Origin of the sequence: Paenibacillus sp. MER 180, from assembly GCF_023713665.1 — a bacterium.
Lineage (GTDB): Bacteria > Bacillota > Bacilli > Paenibacillales > Paenibacillaceae > Paenibacillus_B > Paenibacillus_B suaedae.
The window spans coordinates 1-17,324 of record NZ_JAMAVT010000018.1; the positions used below are offsets into that span (position 1 = coordinate 1).

Genomic DNA, 17,324 nt, shown 5'->3' on the forward strand with positions numbered 1-17,324 from the left:
ACCGCTGTACGACATGTAATTTTACTTCTAATGATACTGGACTTCTTTTAGACATTAGAAAAACTCCCATCATTGTAGCAGTAGAAGTTTTGTTTTTCCTACTGTCTACTATGATGGGAGCATATCACTGCCTCCCCGTCTTATTGTTCTTCATCATTTTTTAGTTTTTGTAGCTTCTCATTGATTTCCATTGCGACCTTCCTGTCACTGCTCCATTCAAGCCAACGGACAAGCAGGGAGATAATTGCGATTTCAAATGCGAGTATCATTGTGTTAACTACTCCCGTTACCCAGCCCATCCAATTCGTGAAAATAAGCAACACTATTTCCAAGATCACAAAATGGATCAATATTCGCAACCGCATTCCCTTTTCGCTTATATCATCAGCAGAATAATAGAACATAGGACTTGGCAAGACACCCACCAAAGCGCATATCATGATTGCGTATATATGATGGAAACCGAGAGAAAATATCGAAGCATCCGAGCCGTCTACCCATATATTTAGATGATTCAGCAGGGTGATGAATATGACAATGCCTGCAAATACAAGCAAGTAATTTCTTACAAAGCTTTTTACAATCTCTGAAACATTCATGTTCGTCCCCCCCTATAGACCAAGCATCGATTTCAGAATCGGCACATATTGACGCGACACCATAACCGTCTCTCCATTATCCATTCTCGCCTCGAACCTGCCGCTGATAGACGGCCTGATGTACGATATTTTCGCGATATTGAGAATACTAGATTTCGATGCGCGGAAGAACTTCTTCCCCTCGACTACCTGTTCGAGCTCGTACAGCTTCTGTTTCGCTTCAAACACCTTATCCTTGCAATACATAAATACCTTGTTATCCACCGATTCAAAATAGTACACATCGCTGAGCTTGATTTGGTGAATCGTATCCTCATGAAAGCCCATGAGCATCTTATTTTTTACTTTTATCCGACTTATCAAACTCATGATTTCATCAGTGACTTCATGACATCGTATAATAATTTCTTCTTCCTTCTGAATATCGATTTCTTCGATTGATATTTTCATAGCTATATCACCGCCTATTTGCCCCTTTTGTCTGTCATCGCTTGTCTTTTCCGTTTCCTTACATCAAACTCACTCTACTAAGTATAATTGTGGTTCATAAAATTGGAAATCACAAAACACTTGATAAATGAAAAAAGCGTGCCGCTCATTTAAGAGTGACACGCCTCACCATTAACCTACATCGGTAACCGACTTATAGCCAACGAAATTCTATATTATTTAATTTGGAGCTTGTAGTGAACATCCTCATCGGCAAACTTGTACACATATAAATGATACCGGCCAGGCTCCGCCTCGACTTCTCCCTTCATGAAGTTGCCGTCCTCGTCGACAGGATACAGAATCTGCTCATTATCGCTTTCGCGGTACAACACCCAATTCACGTGATCGCCAAGCTGCTTCTCCAAGGCAATGTTCAGCGCCCTCGGTTTGTCCACGTCAATGACAAATATGTCCTGCTGGTCGTCACTTTCGAGCGTTCCCATGATCGTCCGGCCAAATGGTACCGGTCCGTTAGCCATGTCTAGCGCATCATTCGGTTCAGTCTCCTCGAACAGAGAAAGCTCTGATTCTGGCTGTTGCTGCCCTTCCGGCTTAACTACCAGATTATAAGTCTGATCTCCTTCCGCTATCGCATATACATGCAAATAATAGGTTCCCGGCTCATCAACCGAAATGGAGCCAGCTAAGCTGTTCCCTTCTATTTTAGTCGGATAGGCCTTATAATTGTCCTGGTCAGACTCGTGGAAAAGCACCCAGGCAACCCCCCGCTCCTGCGCCGATTCCAATTCGATCATCCATTCTCCCGCCTGCTTCGCGTCAAAACGGTAAACATCCAACGCATCTGTATCACTCACTTTACCGGATACAGATTTTCCTGTACCGTCGAGCCGGATGGCTGTTTTCCATGTGTCGTTTGGTTCACGATCCGTAACATCTGGTTGTCGATCCCCATCTTTGTTCCCGCTGTTACTATTGTTGCCGTTCCCGGAATTGGTACCGCCGTCTGGCAATACAACATCCTTGCCACTGTCTGTCCCTTCAGGAAGCTTGCCATTGAACACAACGTCATATACAAAATTGCCTTCATCATTAACACGATAATTGGTAAAGTATGCGGTAACCGTTTTGAATCCATTCCACGGCTTATCCGATAACGTATGCAAGAAGCCATCCGTCAGCTTGTTCATTGTCTGCCAGTCTTGTTCGATTCCTGCGGAAGCCCCTCCGACATACGTGCCGCGCAGTTCGAACGTCTGGAACAAGCCAGAATTGCTTTTCTTAACGCTTCTGTTGCGAAGTTCAGCCACATTCGTGATCTCATCGTAAATTTCGAGTTCCGGCTTCTGCTCCACCGCTTGTAAATAGTCGTCAGATACGAGCGGTGTCGACAATTCTTCATAGCGGGCAACCGCCTCGTCGATAGAGCGCTGGTATGATTCGTTCATGCGTGCATCGCCGCTTATGGACGCGAGCTGCTGCTCATAAGCATTCGCATCATTGTACCGGATGGCACGATGAATCCGATCCATCGCATTGAAGTCATGATGATATAAATAGTCGTATAATGCAAAGGAATAATTATAAAATTGCCATGATCCATATTTTGAATTTACGGTATCCGACACAGTGAAGCGCTGCCCCGGCTCGTCACCAACCAAATAGCCGACAACCGACTTGCGGGGCTTAATTCCCTCCATTCGCGTGGCGCCAGCGAAGAATTCGGCTCCGCCTTCATCGAACCATTGCATGCGTCCGCCTTGATACAACGGCCCTTGTCCAAACTGGCCCGGCACCTCAAAGCGTGCTTGCAAATAATGGGTAAACTCGTGCCGGAACAACTCCTCCAAACTATAAATACTTTGATTTTCCGTGCGATCATACGTAAAGAAGGTACCTACCCCTTCGATATAAATACCGCCGTTTTCCGTGTCGTACCCGTACAAGAACTTGTTCATCTTGTATTCATCCGGACTGTTATAAATGACGATCGTAAGTACATCGTCTGCATTTCCCGCCTCTAATGGCTTGTCATTGCCGATGACCCGGTGGAATTGGGCCTTCACTTCTTTCGCCGCCCAATATAAGCGTTGAAGCTGCTCTTGGGTCAATTGGCCCCCCGCCCGGAACACTATCTGGCCATCATCGAATTCAACCCGCTGCGGTAAATAATGTTCCTTTCCGCGCTGCTTCAGTTCGTCGATATCAACCCGGTTGCCATAAGCGTCCTTCTCATCGTAATTCCGTGCAATCTGATCTGCTGCTACGAAATAGAACTCCCCAAGCTTCGGCTGCGTCTGCATAACGTCCGTCAGCACCCGGTTCGCTTTCTCCGGATCGCTATGATAATGCCCGAGCGCGCCAGAATAGTAAATTGCATTGCTGGTCAGCCATTTCTTATCCTCTGCTGTGGAACCTTCGCTCCCCAGACGGAATAATTGCTCCAAATATCCGTCTATATTGCCTTTGAATTCGGCCTTCTGATCCGGCTCGGTCATGCGATACATCAAAACATACCCGACGCCCTGGATTACGTCGTAGAAGGCCTTTCCAGATAAGAAATTACCTCCTAATTGCTCTTGGCGATCAGTAAAGTCTGACAACAGTCCGGTCAACCGGTTGACGATATACGTATCAACTGTGACGTTGGAAATTAGTCTTCCCGTTGCCGAAATAACTGAATGCTGCACTTCATTTCCCCAAGTAAAAGACGGGTTATCAATAATCGCCTTTATAGCAGGCAGCATTTTCTCACGGAAATCCAGCTCATTAAGGCGACTCAGCTCCTTATTGTAATACCCCAGGTATACACCAGAACGCAGTACCTCTACCAACGTTGGAATACCCTTCATATCCTCAGTTGTAAATCGTCTTCCGCTCTCCTCCAGCCGATCAATGATCGCTTGCATGCGATTTTCGTCCGCATAAAAACGTCGACTATCCTCATTTAATTTGAACAACTCAGGAATCTTTTCCCAATCAATGCTTACCAGCAGATCTGTAAGCTCCTCATACGACAGTGCATTCAAATCGGCCATGCTGTATGTCGACTGCTCGCTTATGCTCTTTACAGCCCGGGCAGGCGGCTCCGGGATCCCTGGATCTTCAGACTGTTCCGCCATCGGCAGTCTTCCTTCCATGTCGGACGGCAAATCAGATCCAGAAGGTTCTTGCTGTGCGATCACATTGTGAATTCCAAACTGAGCGGCATCTTCCCGAACCTGCAATCCTCGCTCCTCAGCTGCTGCGAAGCCCGCTGTACTCCCCGTCGCGACAGTGGCCGCCAACAAAATCGAAGTCCACTTCATCCATGCTCGTTGTTTCCTCTGCTCCTTCATCTCTTGTTTCTTCTGTTTTTTCGTCATTTGTTTCATCTGTTGTTTCATCTGCAGTTATCCCCCATGTGTATATTGGTGTACGTTCACGATAGATGAACGATAAACCTAATATCGGCGTCACACAGAGCTACAGTCATGCAGCTAAATTCCTGTTTTTCTTTACGCATAGCACTTTCGACTCAGCAACATCTTCCCAGAATTAGGACGAATACCATACATATTCGAATCTCGCAAACCTTTACAAGGGCGCTTTCACCCATTTCATCACGATTGTCGAATTTTGCAAGTAATGAGGCGACCACTCTAAAATAAGAGCATACAAAATCAGTTTCCTTTTCATCAAACTGGGGAAAACACCCATTGAACATCCATTGAATAAATCGTTTATTCCGGGGATTTGAGAGGGATTCTATCTCTTTTTAGCAAAAATAATGGGCAGCTCTCCGCTGCCCTTTCAATTAATATGTTAGATTTTTCCTGTATATTCGTTTATAACCACCTTCCAGCAGCGGCGCTGATTCTACAAACTCCCAACCTTGTTTCTCGTAAAATCCAATATGATTCGTATTCAAGTATAAACTGTCATATCCGAGCCGCTTTGCCTCTTGAACAACATATTGTTGAAGCGCAGCCGCGACTCCTTGTCCCCTTGCTGCTTCCGTCACATACAAGCTCGCCAGCCATGGGTACAAATCTTGACGACACTTAAAATCATTCATCCATAGCGATACCGTACCTACAGGCTGCTCATCCAGCAAAGCCACGAACGTCATCGGCACACGGTCGACATGGACATGATGGTCTGTCGCGTACTTGATCGCTTCGTACGGCTTATCGCTTGCCCATTGCTGCCACAGCCAATGACTCACCTGTTCCAGTAAATCCATTCGGTCTTTCAAATTGATAATTTGCAGCAAGATCGTGGTCCCCTTCCCTTTTCACGAATTCACCAGTTATATGTACTCCTTTATTTCAGCTCTATTTTCCGTTATCGTACCAAATCTACGAATACGCGGACAACCCCTATTTTCACGGCAACTTAACGACAACAAAATAGATGTGGATTAAGGAAGAAAAAAATGGATTGACCTTGCAAAAAACTGTATGCTTTGCTCTATAGCAATTAAGCATTGAAAGGGTGACCTCAAGCCAATGATCTACTAATCCGATTCCGCATAAGAAAACATCGTACCTGTACGAATTTTCTGGATGGGATTAGTGTGGGCTTTTTGACCATAACGAACGGACATTTACTGGCTTTTGCACGTATGCGGAGCAATGTGTCTCTGTGTTCGCATGTCTGCCTCCTATCCAGCACTTTATGGATAAGGAGGTTTTTTGGTTTCTACAACTTGCTAAAACATCATCATTCATGTGGTGCAGTCCACCGGTAAGGAGGCTTTCGTATGGTTACCTTTCTCAAAAACAACAAAATACTCGCAATATTAATGCTCAATATATTCATTGTGATGGTCGGCGTTGGCTTGATTACGCCCATCCTGCCTGAATTGATCATAGAATTCGACGCAAACGGTCAGGCGATGGGATTGTTAGTTGCCGCTTACGGCATTACTCAGTTTCTGCTGTCCCCGCTTACAGGCAGCCTGTCTGATCGATATGGGAGAAAAACATTTATTCTTGCCGGACTTGTCATATTCAGTGCTGCTAAGCTGCTGTTCGCTCTTGGAGATGCGCTGTGGATGCTGTATGCCTCGAGGCTGCTGGAGGGAGTCGCGGCAGCTCTGATTGTTCCGCCCATGATGGCCTACGTAGCAGATATAACCACTACCGACGAACGTGCGAGAGGCAATAGCTTGCTCGCCGCAGCCATGTCCTTTGGATTTGTAGTCGGGCCTGGATCAGGAGGATTCCTAGCCGGCTTCGGAACGAGAGCTCCTCTTTATGTCGCCGCGGGTGCAGCCATAGCTGCAACTGTTTTTTCAGTAATACGCTTGCCAGAAAGCTTGTCCAAGCAACAGATGGAGGCGGCGCGGGCACATGTGGCAAGCAAGGAATCGATATTCAAGCTGTATGCCAAATCAATAACATCCAAATATGCGATGCTCTTCATGCTTGTACTGGTAATGACTTTCGGACTCGCCAATTATGAATCCGTGCTCGGCTTATATGTAACGACCCGATTCCAATTCACAGCACAGCATATTGCCATCATTCTAACCACCGGAGCAATAATCGGCGTTGGCATGCAAGCATTGCTTGTCGCGAAAATCATTCAGGCATTCGGCGAAACGAAGGTAATCAAAGGCTCTCTTCTCTTAACTTCAACTGCCTATATTGTACTTTTATTCGCTACTCATTTTTGGAGCATATTCCTTGTCACTTCCATCATATTTTTTGCGACAGCCATGCTTCGGCCAGCGTTGAATACGCAATTATCCAAGATGGCAGGCAATGAGCAGGGGTATGTAGCCGGGATGAATAATGCTTACATGAGCGTTGGAAATATTGTTGGCCCCACTTTGGCTGGTTTCTTATTTGACGCCAATATATTCGCTCCATTTATAGCTGGCTGCTGCATTCTTTTCATCACTTTTTTAATGATAGTTAGATGGAATTAATTGTACCTTTCAAAAAGATGACAGAAAAAATCCCGCATCCAAACAACGGACGCGGGATTTTTGACTCATTTCATTTTCCAACTAGTAACTTTAACAACCGCTTCGTCAGCGTTCTTGAGGTCAGCTTTCTCCATATCCCACAGCTGGCTCCATTGCTTTACACGGTTCTTGCCATTAGGCGGCTTATTGTATTGATTCGTATCTACAATTTTTGTTCTCTCATCATAAAATTTCTTCATAAATGTCTTCTCATCGCTGCTTTTGCCTGAACGGGACAAAAGGCCTTCAAGTGTTCCAGAATCTCCAGTTGCGCCCTGATTTAAGGCTGTATCGACAAAGGAACCAATCGTCAGAGCAGAATTGAAACCACGTTTGCGCGCTTGCTCCACGCTGTATTTTATGTAAACCTTATAGAAGGTTTGCCACATTGCCTCTCTCCACGCATCATTGTTCTCCAGTTTTTTGATTTTGCCGCAGAACACTTTTTCGCTATCCTTAATGTTCAATATCGATCCTTTCATTGATCCATTTACACCAATTCGAGACAAGCCTCCTTCAACCGAAGGATTGGAAGCACCGCTGGCAGCGTCGAATTCCTTGAACAAGGTCGGGCCGTCTGGATGCTTGTCATTGTCTCCCCCTGTCGTGGCTCCGAATATGCCGATTGTATACCCTCGATCATCATCAATATCCTCGCAGTACCCATAGTACTCGGTCCAATTAAGTGAATCCTGCTCGGGTTTGTTAATTAGCTTCATAATATTGTCCCACTGCTCGCCATCAAGTCCTGTATTGGCCCGAAGGAACTTTAGCGTTTTCGGTGAAAAATTGTCATCGTGAGAGCTTGCAGCAGAAGCCTTCGATGGGAGAAGAGCACTTATTCCAGACATGGAGACAAGTAAAGAAAATGAGAACAGGACGACCAGTAATTTTGTTCTTTTCATAATTGGCTTTTCGTTGTACAAACCATTAGCACCTCCAAAAATAATGGGTTAATACGATACTTCAAGCGATACTTCAAACCAAATTCCATCTCCTTCCTTCAACATAGAAAAATGATGCAATGTTGCTTGATTTGCTGTTACTCTTCGACATGCCACCCCTGATAAGTATGAAACTACATCAAAAACAATTCTTTACATATTTGTGAAATATGGAAAAAGACGGGAGATAAAAATCCCCCGTCTTCTCCATGTAACCGTTATTCTTCATTACACTAATTCGCTTCCACCTGTGGGACGACGGCTTGATGCAGTGCGGTGTCGAGCTCCGCTGCATATTGATTGCGCTGTTCTTCCGTCCAGCCGAACGTAGAAGCCATGTAGGCAATGACCGGCTGCTTCCATTTCCGTACCCACTGGATGTTAAAGAAGAGTGCACCCGTACGGCGAATAAAGAAGTCCACCGGCTTCAATGTCATTTCCTCTTCCATGGCATATATGAGCGGGACAAGCACTTCTAGCGGAAGACCGCTTTGTTCCGTCTTGCTCTGATAACGATCCGCCAAGTCGAAGATTACATCCACATTTGAGCCATACATACGTGCCCAGCGCTTAGCAAGTGACCCATCAAGCCCATTTCGTACGCCTTCATTCATTTTTCCTTCCACGAATCCCAGGAAATCGGTCGAGCCGCCTACATGCCCGCCTGATATTGGCATCTCCTTTGTCTTTGCAGCTGTAAATGTAATTCCTTCATCTTGGCTGAGCAGCTTCATGACCAAATCAACGATCATTTCAGCCATTTTGCGATATCCGGTCAGTTTGCCGCCTGCAATCGTAATCAATCCAGATGGAGATTGCCAAATCTCATCTCTGCGGGAAATCTCGGATGCATTTTTCCCTTCTTCGTAGATGAGCGGCCTTACCCCCGCCCAGCTCGATTCAACGTCGTCTGCAGTAAGCTGAATCGAAGGGAACATGTACTGTATCGCCTTCATGATATAATCACGGTCTTCCTTCGTCATGACAGGTTGAACCGGATCTGCCTTATAGAACGTATCCGTTGTGCCTACATACGTTTTTCCGTCGCGCGGAATTGCGAATACCATTCGGCCGTCCGGCGTGTCGAAGTAAATCGCTTGCTTGAGCGGAAATTTCGACTGATCGATGACAAGATGCACCCCTTTGGACAGTTGAAGATGCTTGCCTGTCTTCGAATGATCCTTATTACGAAGCTCATCAACCCAAGGGCCTGCCGCATTGATAATCTTCTTGGCACGGAATTCGAACGCTTCCCCATCCAATTGATCAATAACACGGACGCCAATAATTTTTCCGTTTTCATACAAAAACGAATCTACCTTCATATAGTTCAGAGCCATGGCTCCATTCCGAACGGCTTCCTTCATGACTTCAATCGTCAACCGCGCGTCGTCGGTTCGATATTCTACATAATAACCGCCACCCAAGAGCCCTTCTTGCTTCAACAGCGGCTCACGGCTCAGCGTCTCTTGCTCCGACAGCATGCGGCGTCGCTCGCTGCGCTTAACACCAGCCAGGAAGTCGTAAACACGCAAGCCGATCCCAGTGCTGAATTTGCCGAACGTTCCGCCGCGATGAAGCGGAAGCAGCATCCACTCAGGCGTTGTTACATGCGGCCCATTCTCATATACAATGGCGCGCTCCTTGCCGACTTCAGCTACCGTCTTCACATCAAATTGCTTCAAGTAGCGGAGACCGCCATGAACTAGCTTCGTTGAACGGCTAGACGTCCCTGCGGCGAAGTCCTGCATCTCGAATAGTGCCGTTCTCAATCCTCTTGTTGTCGCATCCAACGCAATCCCTGCGCCTGTGATTCCTCCTCCAATAACGATCACGTCAAGCGGCTTCTGCCCCATTGCTTGTACGATAGATTTGCGCTTCATAGCGGAAAAGACAGTTGTCATATGATAACCTCCCTCGTCATAAAGACGGCATGAAAAGTAAGTACTCGCTAATGCTCACATCGAAAACAAAAAAACCGCAATAACACTAAAGTCATAGACTAAAGTGCAATTGCGGTTCTCAATTCTCCAACCGAATTTAAATATTAACTTATTTAAAATTGTAGCATATTCATGCACTTATTTAAATACTTTTGTTGCCTCAATGGCTTTGCCCCAGCCAGAATACAAGGCATTGCGGCGTTCTTCCTGCATGGACGGGATAAAGGTACGATCAATGCTCCATTGCGCCGCTATCTCGTCCCGGTCGCTCCAGTATCCCACAGCCAAACCTGCAAGGTATGCCGCGCCTAGTGCAGTTGTTTCAAATACTTGCGGACATTCCACCGGTACGCCCAGCATGTCGCTCTGGAACTGCATCAGGAAATTGTTCTGAATTGCTCCTCCATCCACACGCAGCTTGGTCAGCTTGATGGACGAGTCGGCCTCCATCGCAGTCAATACGTCTTTCGTCTGATAAGCGAGCGATTCCAATGTTGCGCGGATGAAGTGTTCTTTCGAAGTGCCGCGCGTCAGGCCGAAGATCGCGCCTTTCACCTCACTGTCCCAGTACGGCGTACCCAATCCGACGAAGGCTGGAACGACATACACGCCGTCTGTTGACTCCACCTTGCTTGCATATAACTCACTATCCTTGGATTCCTTGATCATGCGCAACCCATCGCGAAGCCATTGAATGGCGGAGCCAGCAACGAAAACGCTTCCTTCCAGCGCATATTCTACTTTGCCGTCAATACCCCAAGCGATCGTCGTTAGCAGCCCATGAGAGGACTTCACAGCCTGTTCGCCAGTATTCATCAACATGAAGCATCCCGTACCGTACGTGTTCTTGGCCATTCCCTGCTGGAAACATGCTTGCCCGAACAGTGCCGCTTGCTGATCTCCCGCAGCGCCCGCAATCGGAATCTCCTCGCCGAAGAAATGGAAGTCCACCGTTTTGCCGTATACTTCGGAAGAAGAACGCACCTCTGGAAGCATCTGCTTCGGAATCGTTAGCAGCTCCAGCAGTTCATCGTCCCACTTCAGCTCATGTATATTGTACATAAGGGTACGTGAAGCGTTGCTATAGTCTGTTACATGCACATTGCCGCCCGTGAGCTTCCAAATAAGCCATGTATCGATTGTCCCGAACAATAGATCGCCACGCTCTGCCTTTTCACGCGCGCCAGGAACGTTATCGAGAATCCATTTGACCTTGGTTCCTGAGAAATAGGAGTCGATGAGAAGCCCCGTCTTGGAACGGAACAATTCCCCGTAGCCTGCCTCCTGCAATTCATCGCAGATGGACTTCGTCTGTCTCGATTGCCATACGATCGCATTGTATACCGGACGGCCAGATTCCTTATCCCACACGACAGTTGTCTCGCGCTGGTTCGTAATACCGATGCCCGCAATTTGTTTTGGCTTCACGCCGGATTCAATGAGACATGTCGCGATGACGGCCAAAATCGTACCCCAGATCTCCTGTGCGTTGTGTTCTACCCAGCCTGGTTCAGGGAAAATTTGCGTGAATTCCTTCTGGGCAACGTGGACAATATGTCCATCTTTGTTGAACAAAATGGCTCTGGAACTCGTTGTGCCTTGATCAAGAGATAAGATGTACTTTTCCATATAAAATTCCCCCATATTCAGTAGTGGTGAATCCCTATCGATTGAATCATCATGATTCATTTCATCGTGATCCATGGAAGAGGATTGAGTGATCATGCAATCACGGAAAAATTATTGATTATATACACTAGCGATAGTACTTATCGAATAACATTTTTTCTAGACAAGAACAGCGAAAATACAAGGATAACAAGTGCGGTCCCCGCTACTGCCCATATTACTGCATCAGACTGACCTAAAAATACATTTTTATAAAACAGCCCACCGAGCGAACCTCCGAGCAGCGGCCCAACAACAGGTATCCAGGCATATTTCCAATTGGAACCGCCCTTGCCTGCGATCGGCAGCAGCATGTGCGCGATTCGCGGCCCCAGGTCGCGTGCAGGGTTGATGGCGTATCCCGTTGTTCCTCCCAATGATAACCCTATACTGACAATAAGAAATCCAACAATTAGTGGATTCAAACCATCCGTGAACTTGTTGGCGCCAATCGCCAAAATACCGAGAACCAAAATGAACGTTCCAATCATTTCACTAATTAAGTTGGAGAATGGATGATAGACGGCTGGACTTGTTGCAAACACCCCCAGCTTCGCACCCTGATCCTCCGTCAGTTTCCAGTGCGGCAAATAATGCAGAAACACAAGAACAGCTCCCACAATAGCACCTAGCATCTGTGCCGCTATGTACGACGGTACATCAGCCCAAGGAAAATTCCCAATAAAAGCGAGCCCCAATGTAAGTGCTGGATTGAGATGGGCTCCACTAATCGAACCTACGGAATACGCCGCGACCGCGACAGCCAAACCCCATCCCATCGTAATAACGATCCACCCCGAATTAGCGGCATACGACTTCTTTAGCGATACCCCTGCACATACGCCCCCGCCGAGTGCAATCAGTATCATGGTTCCAATAAATTCTCCCCAAAACGCCGACATATTGACCCCTCCTGTTGTTCATTCCTGTTAAGAAAATGCAAAGAGACCTACGTTCAAGCACACGTCGCATCTGCTGCAAGCAGAGATGACAACGCGTTTGAAAGTAGATCTCCAAGTCTCCGTAACAGTATTAACTTGATTTAAATTTTATTTAAAATTGTAAGCGTTGTCAATCACTTTTTTTCATATTTTGTCCATAATTTCGTATTTGAGGTTGTAACCGCCTCGGCACCAGCTTGCAGAGCGAGCTCCACATCTTCTCTCGTCGAGATGAACCCCCCTGCCAAAATTGGTAGGCTTGTTCGTTCTTTTACTTTGCGAATGACGTTCGGCATGCCCCCTGGCAATACTTCAATGACATCGGGCTGCGTCGTCTGCAGCAGCTTGCAACTCTTCTCCAGAGCGCTATTGTCGATCAAAAAGATGCGCTGCACAGCTACGACGCCTTTTTGCTTCGCTTTTTGAATGACGCTGGATTTTGTCGACAAAATCCCGTACGGCCGATACTCCTGACAAAGGTACTCCGTCGCGTGAGCGTCGCTTTGAAGTCCTTGGATCAGATCGATATGCAAAAATAATTTCTTGTTCGCTTGATGCACCATACTGCAGGCGTGCTTGAGTTGAGCGATATGGACATCGAGCAGGACCAAATATTCGTATGGTGAAGCTACGGCTTTCTCCAAGTCTTTCATTTGCCTCGATGCGGGCAATATTCGCTGTTCATAAAAATTCATTGGTCGAGCCCCTTCGGTTGAATCGATCTCAAATTATTCCTATGCTGTGGTAATTCAGTTCATACCTTTCTAATAGTAAGTGTGATTTTGCTCATATGCAAGTATTTTTATATCTTACACGCTTACACAGCCACCGGGAAGTGAAAAAAATGAATAGAACCTCCGATTATTAGGATCGAAGGTTCCATGTCAGGTTATATTTCGACACTTCCAGAATAGGAATTTAAGCCTGTCCTTGGAGGCTCGCATAATAGGAGCCATGTTGGAGCAAGCTTCGGTGCGTGCCATGCTCCGCAACGGTTCCCTCCTTCATGACGAAAATAATATCCGCATGTTCCACGGTCGACAAGCGGTGGGCAACCATGATGGTCGTCCTCCCCTGCATCAACTGCTGCAATGCCTTTTGCACCCAGTGCTCCGATTCCGTATCAAGCGCAGACGTCGCCTCGTCAAGGAGCAGGATCGGTGCATTTTTGAGCAATGCTCGTGCAATTGCAATCCGCTGACGCTGCCCGCCGGACAAGGAGGCGCCCCGCTCCCCTACTGAAGTCTGATATTGATCTGGCAGCTCCTCAATAAAATGATGGGCGTATGCGGCCTGCGCTGCAGCCACCACTTCCTCATGAGATGCTTGTGGGTTGCCGTAACGGATATTCTCTTCGATTGTTCCGCTAAACAAAAATGCTTCCTGCGGCACATAGGCAATCAATCTGCGAATTTCCTCCAGCGTATAATGCCCGAATGATTTGCCTAGGAGGCGAACCTCTCCTCTTTCAACCGGATAAAATCCGAGCAACAGCTTGATCAGTGTGCTCTTCCCACTGCCGCTGGCGCCAACGATAGCTGCCACTTGTCCCGGATATACCTTCATCGATACTTGGGATATGGCTGTTTTTCCAGCAGTATAGGAGAATTCAACATCATCTAGTTCGAGCATCGGTGCTGCCGTGTTGGTATGACTATCGATGTCGTCGGCCTTATTAATTGTACCAGTTTGTTTCACAGTGTCGTTGTTCAGATCAGGTCTAAGGGTCATATCAAGTATGGCATCTTCACACTTGATCTCACTGCCGAATCTCTCCGGCTCTTCTTCTTCATAAAGCAGCTCCTGGACTCGTCTTGCACCAGCCAACGAGTTTTGGATAAGCGACATCGTAGAGCCGACATTCATGAACGAATGAGTCAAGTGAATTTGCAGCACGGCCAATGCCGCTACCGTCCCCATTGAAATGAACCCGTATGCATACAGCAAACTCCCAATAACAATAATTCCGCAAAACGTAATGTAACTGACGAAATGATTGACCGCTGCGAGCAGCCCCTTCTTATGGGCAATCTGACTCGATAGTTCCGTTACTTGCTCGTTCAACGCTTCATATTGTCCATAGATCGGTCGAATGCGGAACAGCTTTACCAACTGAATCCCACCAAGAAAGTCGGAGAATTTCTCAGTCAACTTAGCGGTCACATGCAGATGCCGGTCGTATAGATTCCGTACCGTATTTACGAAGCGCGAGCTGATATAGAAGGATAAGAGCAGCACGAGTAAAGAAACGCAAGCAAATTGCCAATGCAGCGCGAACATCATGATGATAGAGCCAAAACTAATCATAATCTCGAGCAGCATGGCAAACAGGATGCCGCAGTAGGTCACTTCCAGTGTCGACACATCATTATTCATCCGGGACAGCAGCTCACCGTTGTGGGTTCGCTCAAGCATTGACATTCGCAGGCTGCACATCTTCCGATACAAACGTTCACGTATGTTCGCCAGCGTCAGTTCCACACTTCGATGAAACAAATACGTGAACGGCGGAGCTATCAGGTTCAATAGCAGAATGGAGCCCACCAAAATGTACAGTCCTCCATACATAAGGGATATATCATTTGACTCGGCATAATTAACCAGACTCTGCACTAACAAGCTGAAGGATAAAATAAACAAGGTGTTTACGGCGCCGCTCGCAATCATACCAATGTAATAATGCAGCTTATGCTTTTTGCTCATGAAATTCATCATGCCGACTATTTCTTTCCCATATGTAATCATGTCAGATAGTCTCATGTGCAGGCCACCTCCTCCCGCCCTGATGGCTCAGCAGAGAATTGTCGATGATATAAGCTGGCGTAAGCGCCGCCCTTGACCAATAATTCATCGTGTGTTCCTGCTTCGACGATCCCTCCGCCTTCCATCACCCATATTTCATCTGCGTGTTGAATGGTTGACAAGCGATGTGCGATGACGATCGTTGTTCGGTCTTGCATGAGCGTGTCGAGCGCTTGTTGAACGAGATGTTCAGACTCCGTATCCAAGGCAGATGTCGGCTCATCGAGCAGCAGTATAGGCGCATCCTTCAAGATTGCACGCGCAATCGTAATTCGCTGTCGTTGTCCACCTGACAGCAAGCCTCCACGCTCTCCGACCTCCGTCTGATAGCCATCCGGGAGTTCCATAATAAAAGAGTGCGCATGAGCAGCCTTAGCTGCTTCGACAATATGATTAAACGCAGCATTAGGCCTGCCGTATCCGATATTGTCGGCTATCGTTCCGCTGAACAAGTAGGAATCCTGCGTGACAACAGACAGGTTCGAACGCAACTCATCTGGATTCCAATTCGATACGGAATGTCCATATACGCGTATCGTTCCTCCGTTACAAGGCAATGAATAAAATCCACATATCAGCTTCATGACAGTGCTCTTCCCGCCGCCGCTGGCGCCGACTAACGCCACGGTCTTCCCCCGCTCCACCGCGAAACTCAAATTCCGAAGCAGCAGCGGTGAATCCTTCTCATAGGCAAAGCTAACCTGTTCAAAGGCGATTGGCATTTGATCCCGTATGCCACCATCATTCAAACTTTCGTCTGCAAGCTTCTCTCCTTGCTGTTCGACAGGTTGGGACGCAACATCATAAATCCGCTTCAATGCACCGCCCATCTCGAACGTATGTGTGATAAGTGTCGGGATGTTTTGCAGCGGCTCGAGACATAGATTGAGCAGGTAAAGGAATGTAATCAGCTCTCCTGTGCTGAACGAGCCTTGTGAAATTAAATAACTTCCATATAGAACGGAAAAGACGACCGGACTCATCATTAGCGTAAATAAAATCGGCGTAATGATGGCTTCTCTTTTGCTGACGGCCAGTTTTTTGAGCAGGGTGAGCTGCAGCAGCGATTGATAGGAACGGAACAATAAGCCTTGCAGCAAATAGCTTTTGACAAGCACCATGCCGTTCAATGTGTCCTGCACGATGGCATTCATCTGTCCCGTGCTCTCCTGCGCTTCTTCTGTCAATTGCTGCAGTTGCTTGCCAATCCACTGAGATACGAACAAAGAGACCGGCACAAGTAATACGCTAAGCAGCACAAGCTCCCACCGGATCCAGAGCAAATAAGCAAAGCATCCGATAAACAGCAGAGGATGATAGAACCATTGCGGCAAGTCGCGTATCATGAACTGATTAATGATCTGCATGTCGTTTGTGAATCGCGAGACCATATCGCCCGAATGCTGCTTGTCCAAATAATGGACAGGAAGCTTCCCGATATGGCGCATCATGGAGTTGCGTACATCCCGCATTGCACGGGCGCTCCCTTTTTCAATGCCGAATGTCATCATGTATTTCGCGGGAACGCCTACCGCAATAACGACAAGCACCATATACACGGTGTTGATAACTACCTGCCCATCCCCTCGTTCAGCCTTGGCGGTCAGTTGCTGGATCAGACTGCCCGTCCATATTTCGATCACCGCCGCAGCAATGGCACATAGCATACCGGCAATTAACCAGCCCTTGTGCGACTTCGCAAATGATACTAGCCATGCCACGGACTTCCATAGGGCAAACACACCTTTTTCTTTTTGCTGCTTCACGTTAAGGTCTCCCCTTTGTGTCCCATAGTCGCGGCACCGCTCACAAACTGCCCCCTTCTACAGCATTGCCTTCGCCGAAGTCGAGCAGTCTGTGCGCATGAGCAGGCTATGAGCATCAGTTGGCCTGTGTACTTCAGTTAGCTGTGAATATCAACAAGCTGTATGCATCAGCGTCCTTTGTACTTCAGCAGTCTGTGTGCGTTCAGCTACTTATCGCCAACTGATGCAGGCCTGCAAGCATGCCTTTCTTCATCA

Annotated in this window: 12 protein-coding genes; 1 reads left to right on the forward strand and 11 read right to left on the reverse strand. The window is 47.1% G+C overall.

The window, feature by feature from the left end; all coding sequences use genetic code 11:
- Nucleotides 1–140: 140 nt before the first annotated feature.
- From M3661_RS23620 to M3661_RS23635, 4 genes are all read right to left on the reverse strand, one after another.
- Nucleotides 141–599, reverse strand: coding sequence for a DUF3021 family protein (locus M3661_RS23620; RefSeq protein ID WP_065293516.1), 459 nt, complete (start codon nt 597–599; stop codon nt 141–143).
- A gap of 12 nt (nt 600–611) precedes the next feature.
- Nucleotides 612–1,049, reverse strand: coding sequence for a LytTR family DNA-binding domain-containing protein (locus M3661_RS23625; RefSeq protein WP_251489177.1), 438 nt, complete (start codon nt 1,047–1,049; stop codon nt 612–614).
- A 215-nt stretch (nt 1,050–1,264) separates the two neighbouring features.
- The gene (locus M3661_RS23630; protein ID WP_251489179.1) at nt 1,265–4,435 is read right to left on the reverse strand and encodes a collagenase; all 3,171 of its coding nucleotides are present in this window, start codon (nt 4,433–4,435) and stop codon (nt 1,265–1,267) included.
- A gap of 410 nt (nt 4,436–4,845) precedes the next feature.
- The gene (locus M3661_RS23635) at nt 4,846–5,304 is read right to left on the reverse strand and encodes a GNAT family N-acetyltransferase (protein WP_251489181.1); all 459 of its coding nucleotides are present in this window, start codon (nt 5,302–5,304) and stop codon (nt 4,846–4,848) included.
- A gap of 489 nt (nt 5,305–5,793) precedes the next feature.
- Here M3661_RS23635 and M3661_RS23640 point away from each other — a divergent pair, with 489 nt between their 5' ends.
- Entirely contained in the window at nt 5,794–6,966 is a 1,173-nt protein-coding gene (locus M3661_RS23640) for an MFS transporter (protein ID WP_065293513.1), read from the forward strand.
- A gap of 65 nt (nt 6,967–7,031) precedes the next feature.
- Here the strand turns inward: M3661_RS23640 and M3661_RS23645 are convergent, their stop codons facing one another.
- The 7 genes from M3661_RS23645 to M3661_RS23675 form a co-directional block, all read right to left on the reverse strand.
- The gene (locus M3661_RS23645; protein WP_251489184.1) at nt 7,032–7,931 is read right to left on the reverse strand and encodes a chitosanase; all 900 of its coding nucleotides are present in this window, start codon (nt 7,929–7,931) and stop codon (nt 7,032–7,034) included.
- A 251-nt stretch (nt 7,932–8,182) separates the two neighbouring features.
- A complete protein-coding gene (locus tag M3661_RS23650; RefSeq protein ID WP_251489186.1) occupies nt 8,183–9,853 on the reverse strand; it encodes a glycerol-3-phosphate dehydrogenase/oxidase in 1,671 nt (556 codons plus the stop codon).
- Between the two features lie 177 nt (nt 9,854–10,030).
- Nucleotides 10,031–11,521, reverse strand: coding sequence for a glycerol kinase GlpK (gene glpK / locus M3661_RS23655; RefSeq protein ID WP_251489188.1), 1,491 nt, complete (start codon nt 11,519–11,521; stop codon nt 10,031–10,033).
- Nucleotides 11,522–11,661: 140 nt separating this feature from the next.
- Nucleotides 11,662–12,462 (reverse strand): MIP/aquaporin family protein, encoded by an 801-nt coding sequence (locus M3661_RS23660; RefSeq protein ID WP_251489190.1) that lies wholly within the window; start codon nt 12,460–12,462, stop codon nt 11,662–11,664.
- A 173-nt stretch (nt 12,463–12,635) separates the two neighbouring features.
- Complete coding sequence (locus M3661_RS23665; protein ID WP_072730802.1) at nt 12,636–13,196, reverse strand: glycerol-3-phosphate responsive antiterminator; 561 nt, start codon at nt 13,194–13,196, stop codon at nt 12,636–12,638.
- A 223-nt stretch (nt 13,197–13,419) separates the two neighbouring features.
- Complete coding sequence (locus M3661_RS23670) at nt 13,420–15,261, reverse strand: ABC transporter ATP-binding protein (RefSeq protein WP_251489192.1); 1,842 nt, start codon at nt 15,259–15,261, stop codon at nt 13,420–13,422.
- Nucleotides 15,258–17,069, reverse strand: a complete 1,812-nt coding sequence (locus M3661_RS23675) for an ABC transporter ATP-binding protein (protein WP_251489194.1) — start codon at nt 17,067–17,069, stop codon at nt 15,258–15,260. Before M3661_RS23675 ends, M3661_RS23670 begins: the two co-directional genes overlap by 4 nt.
- Nucleotides 17,070–17,324: the final 255 nt, after the last annotated feature.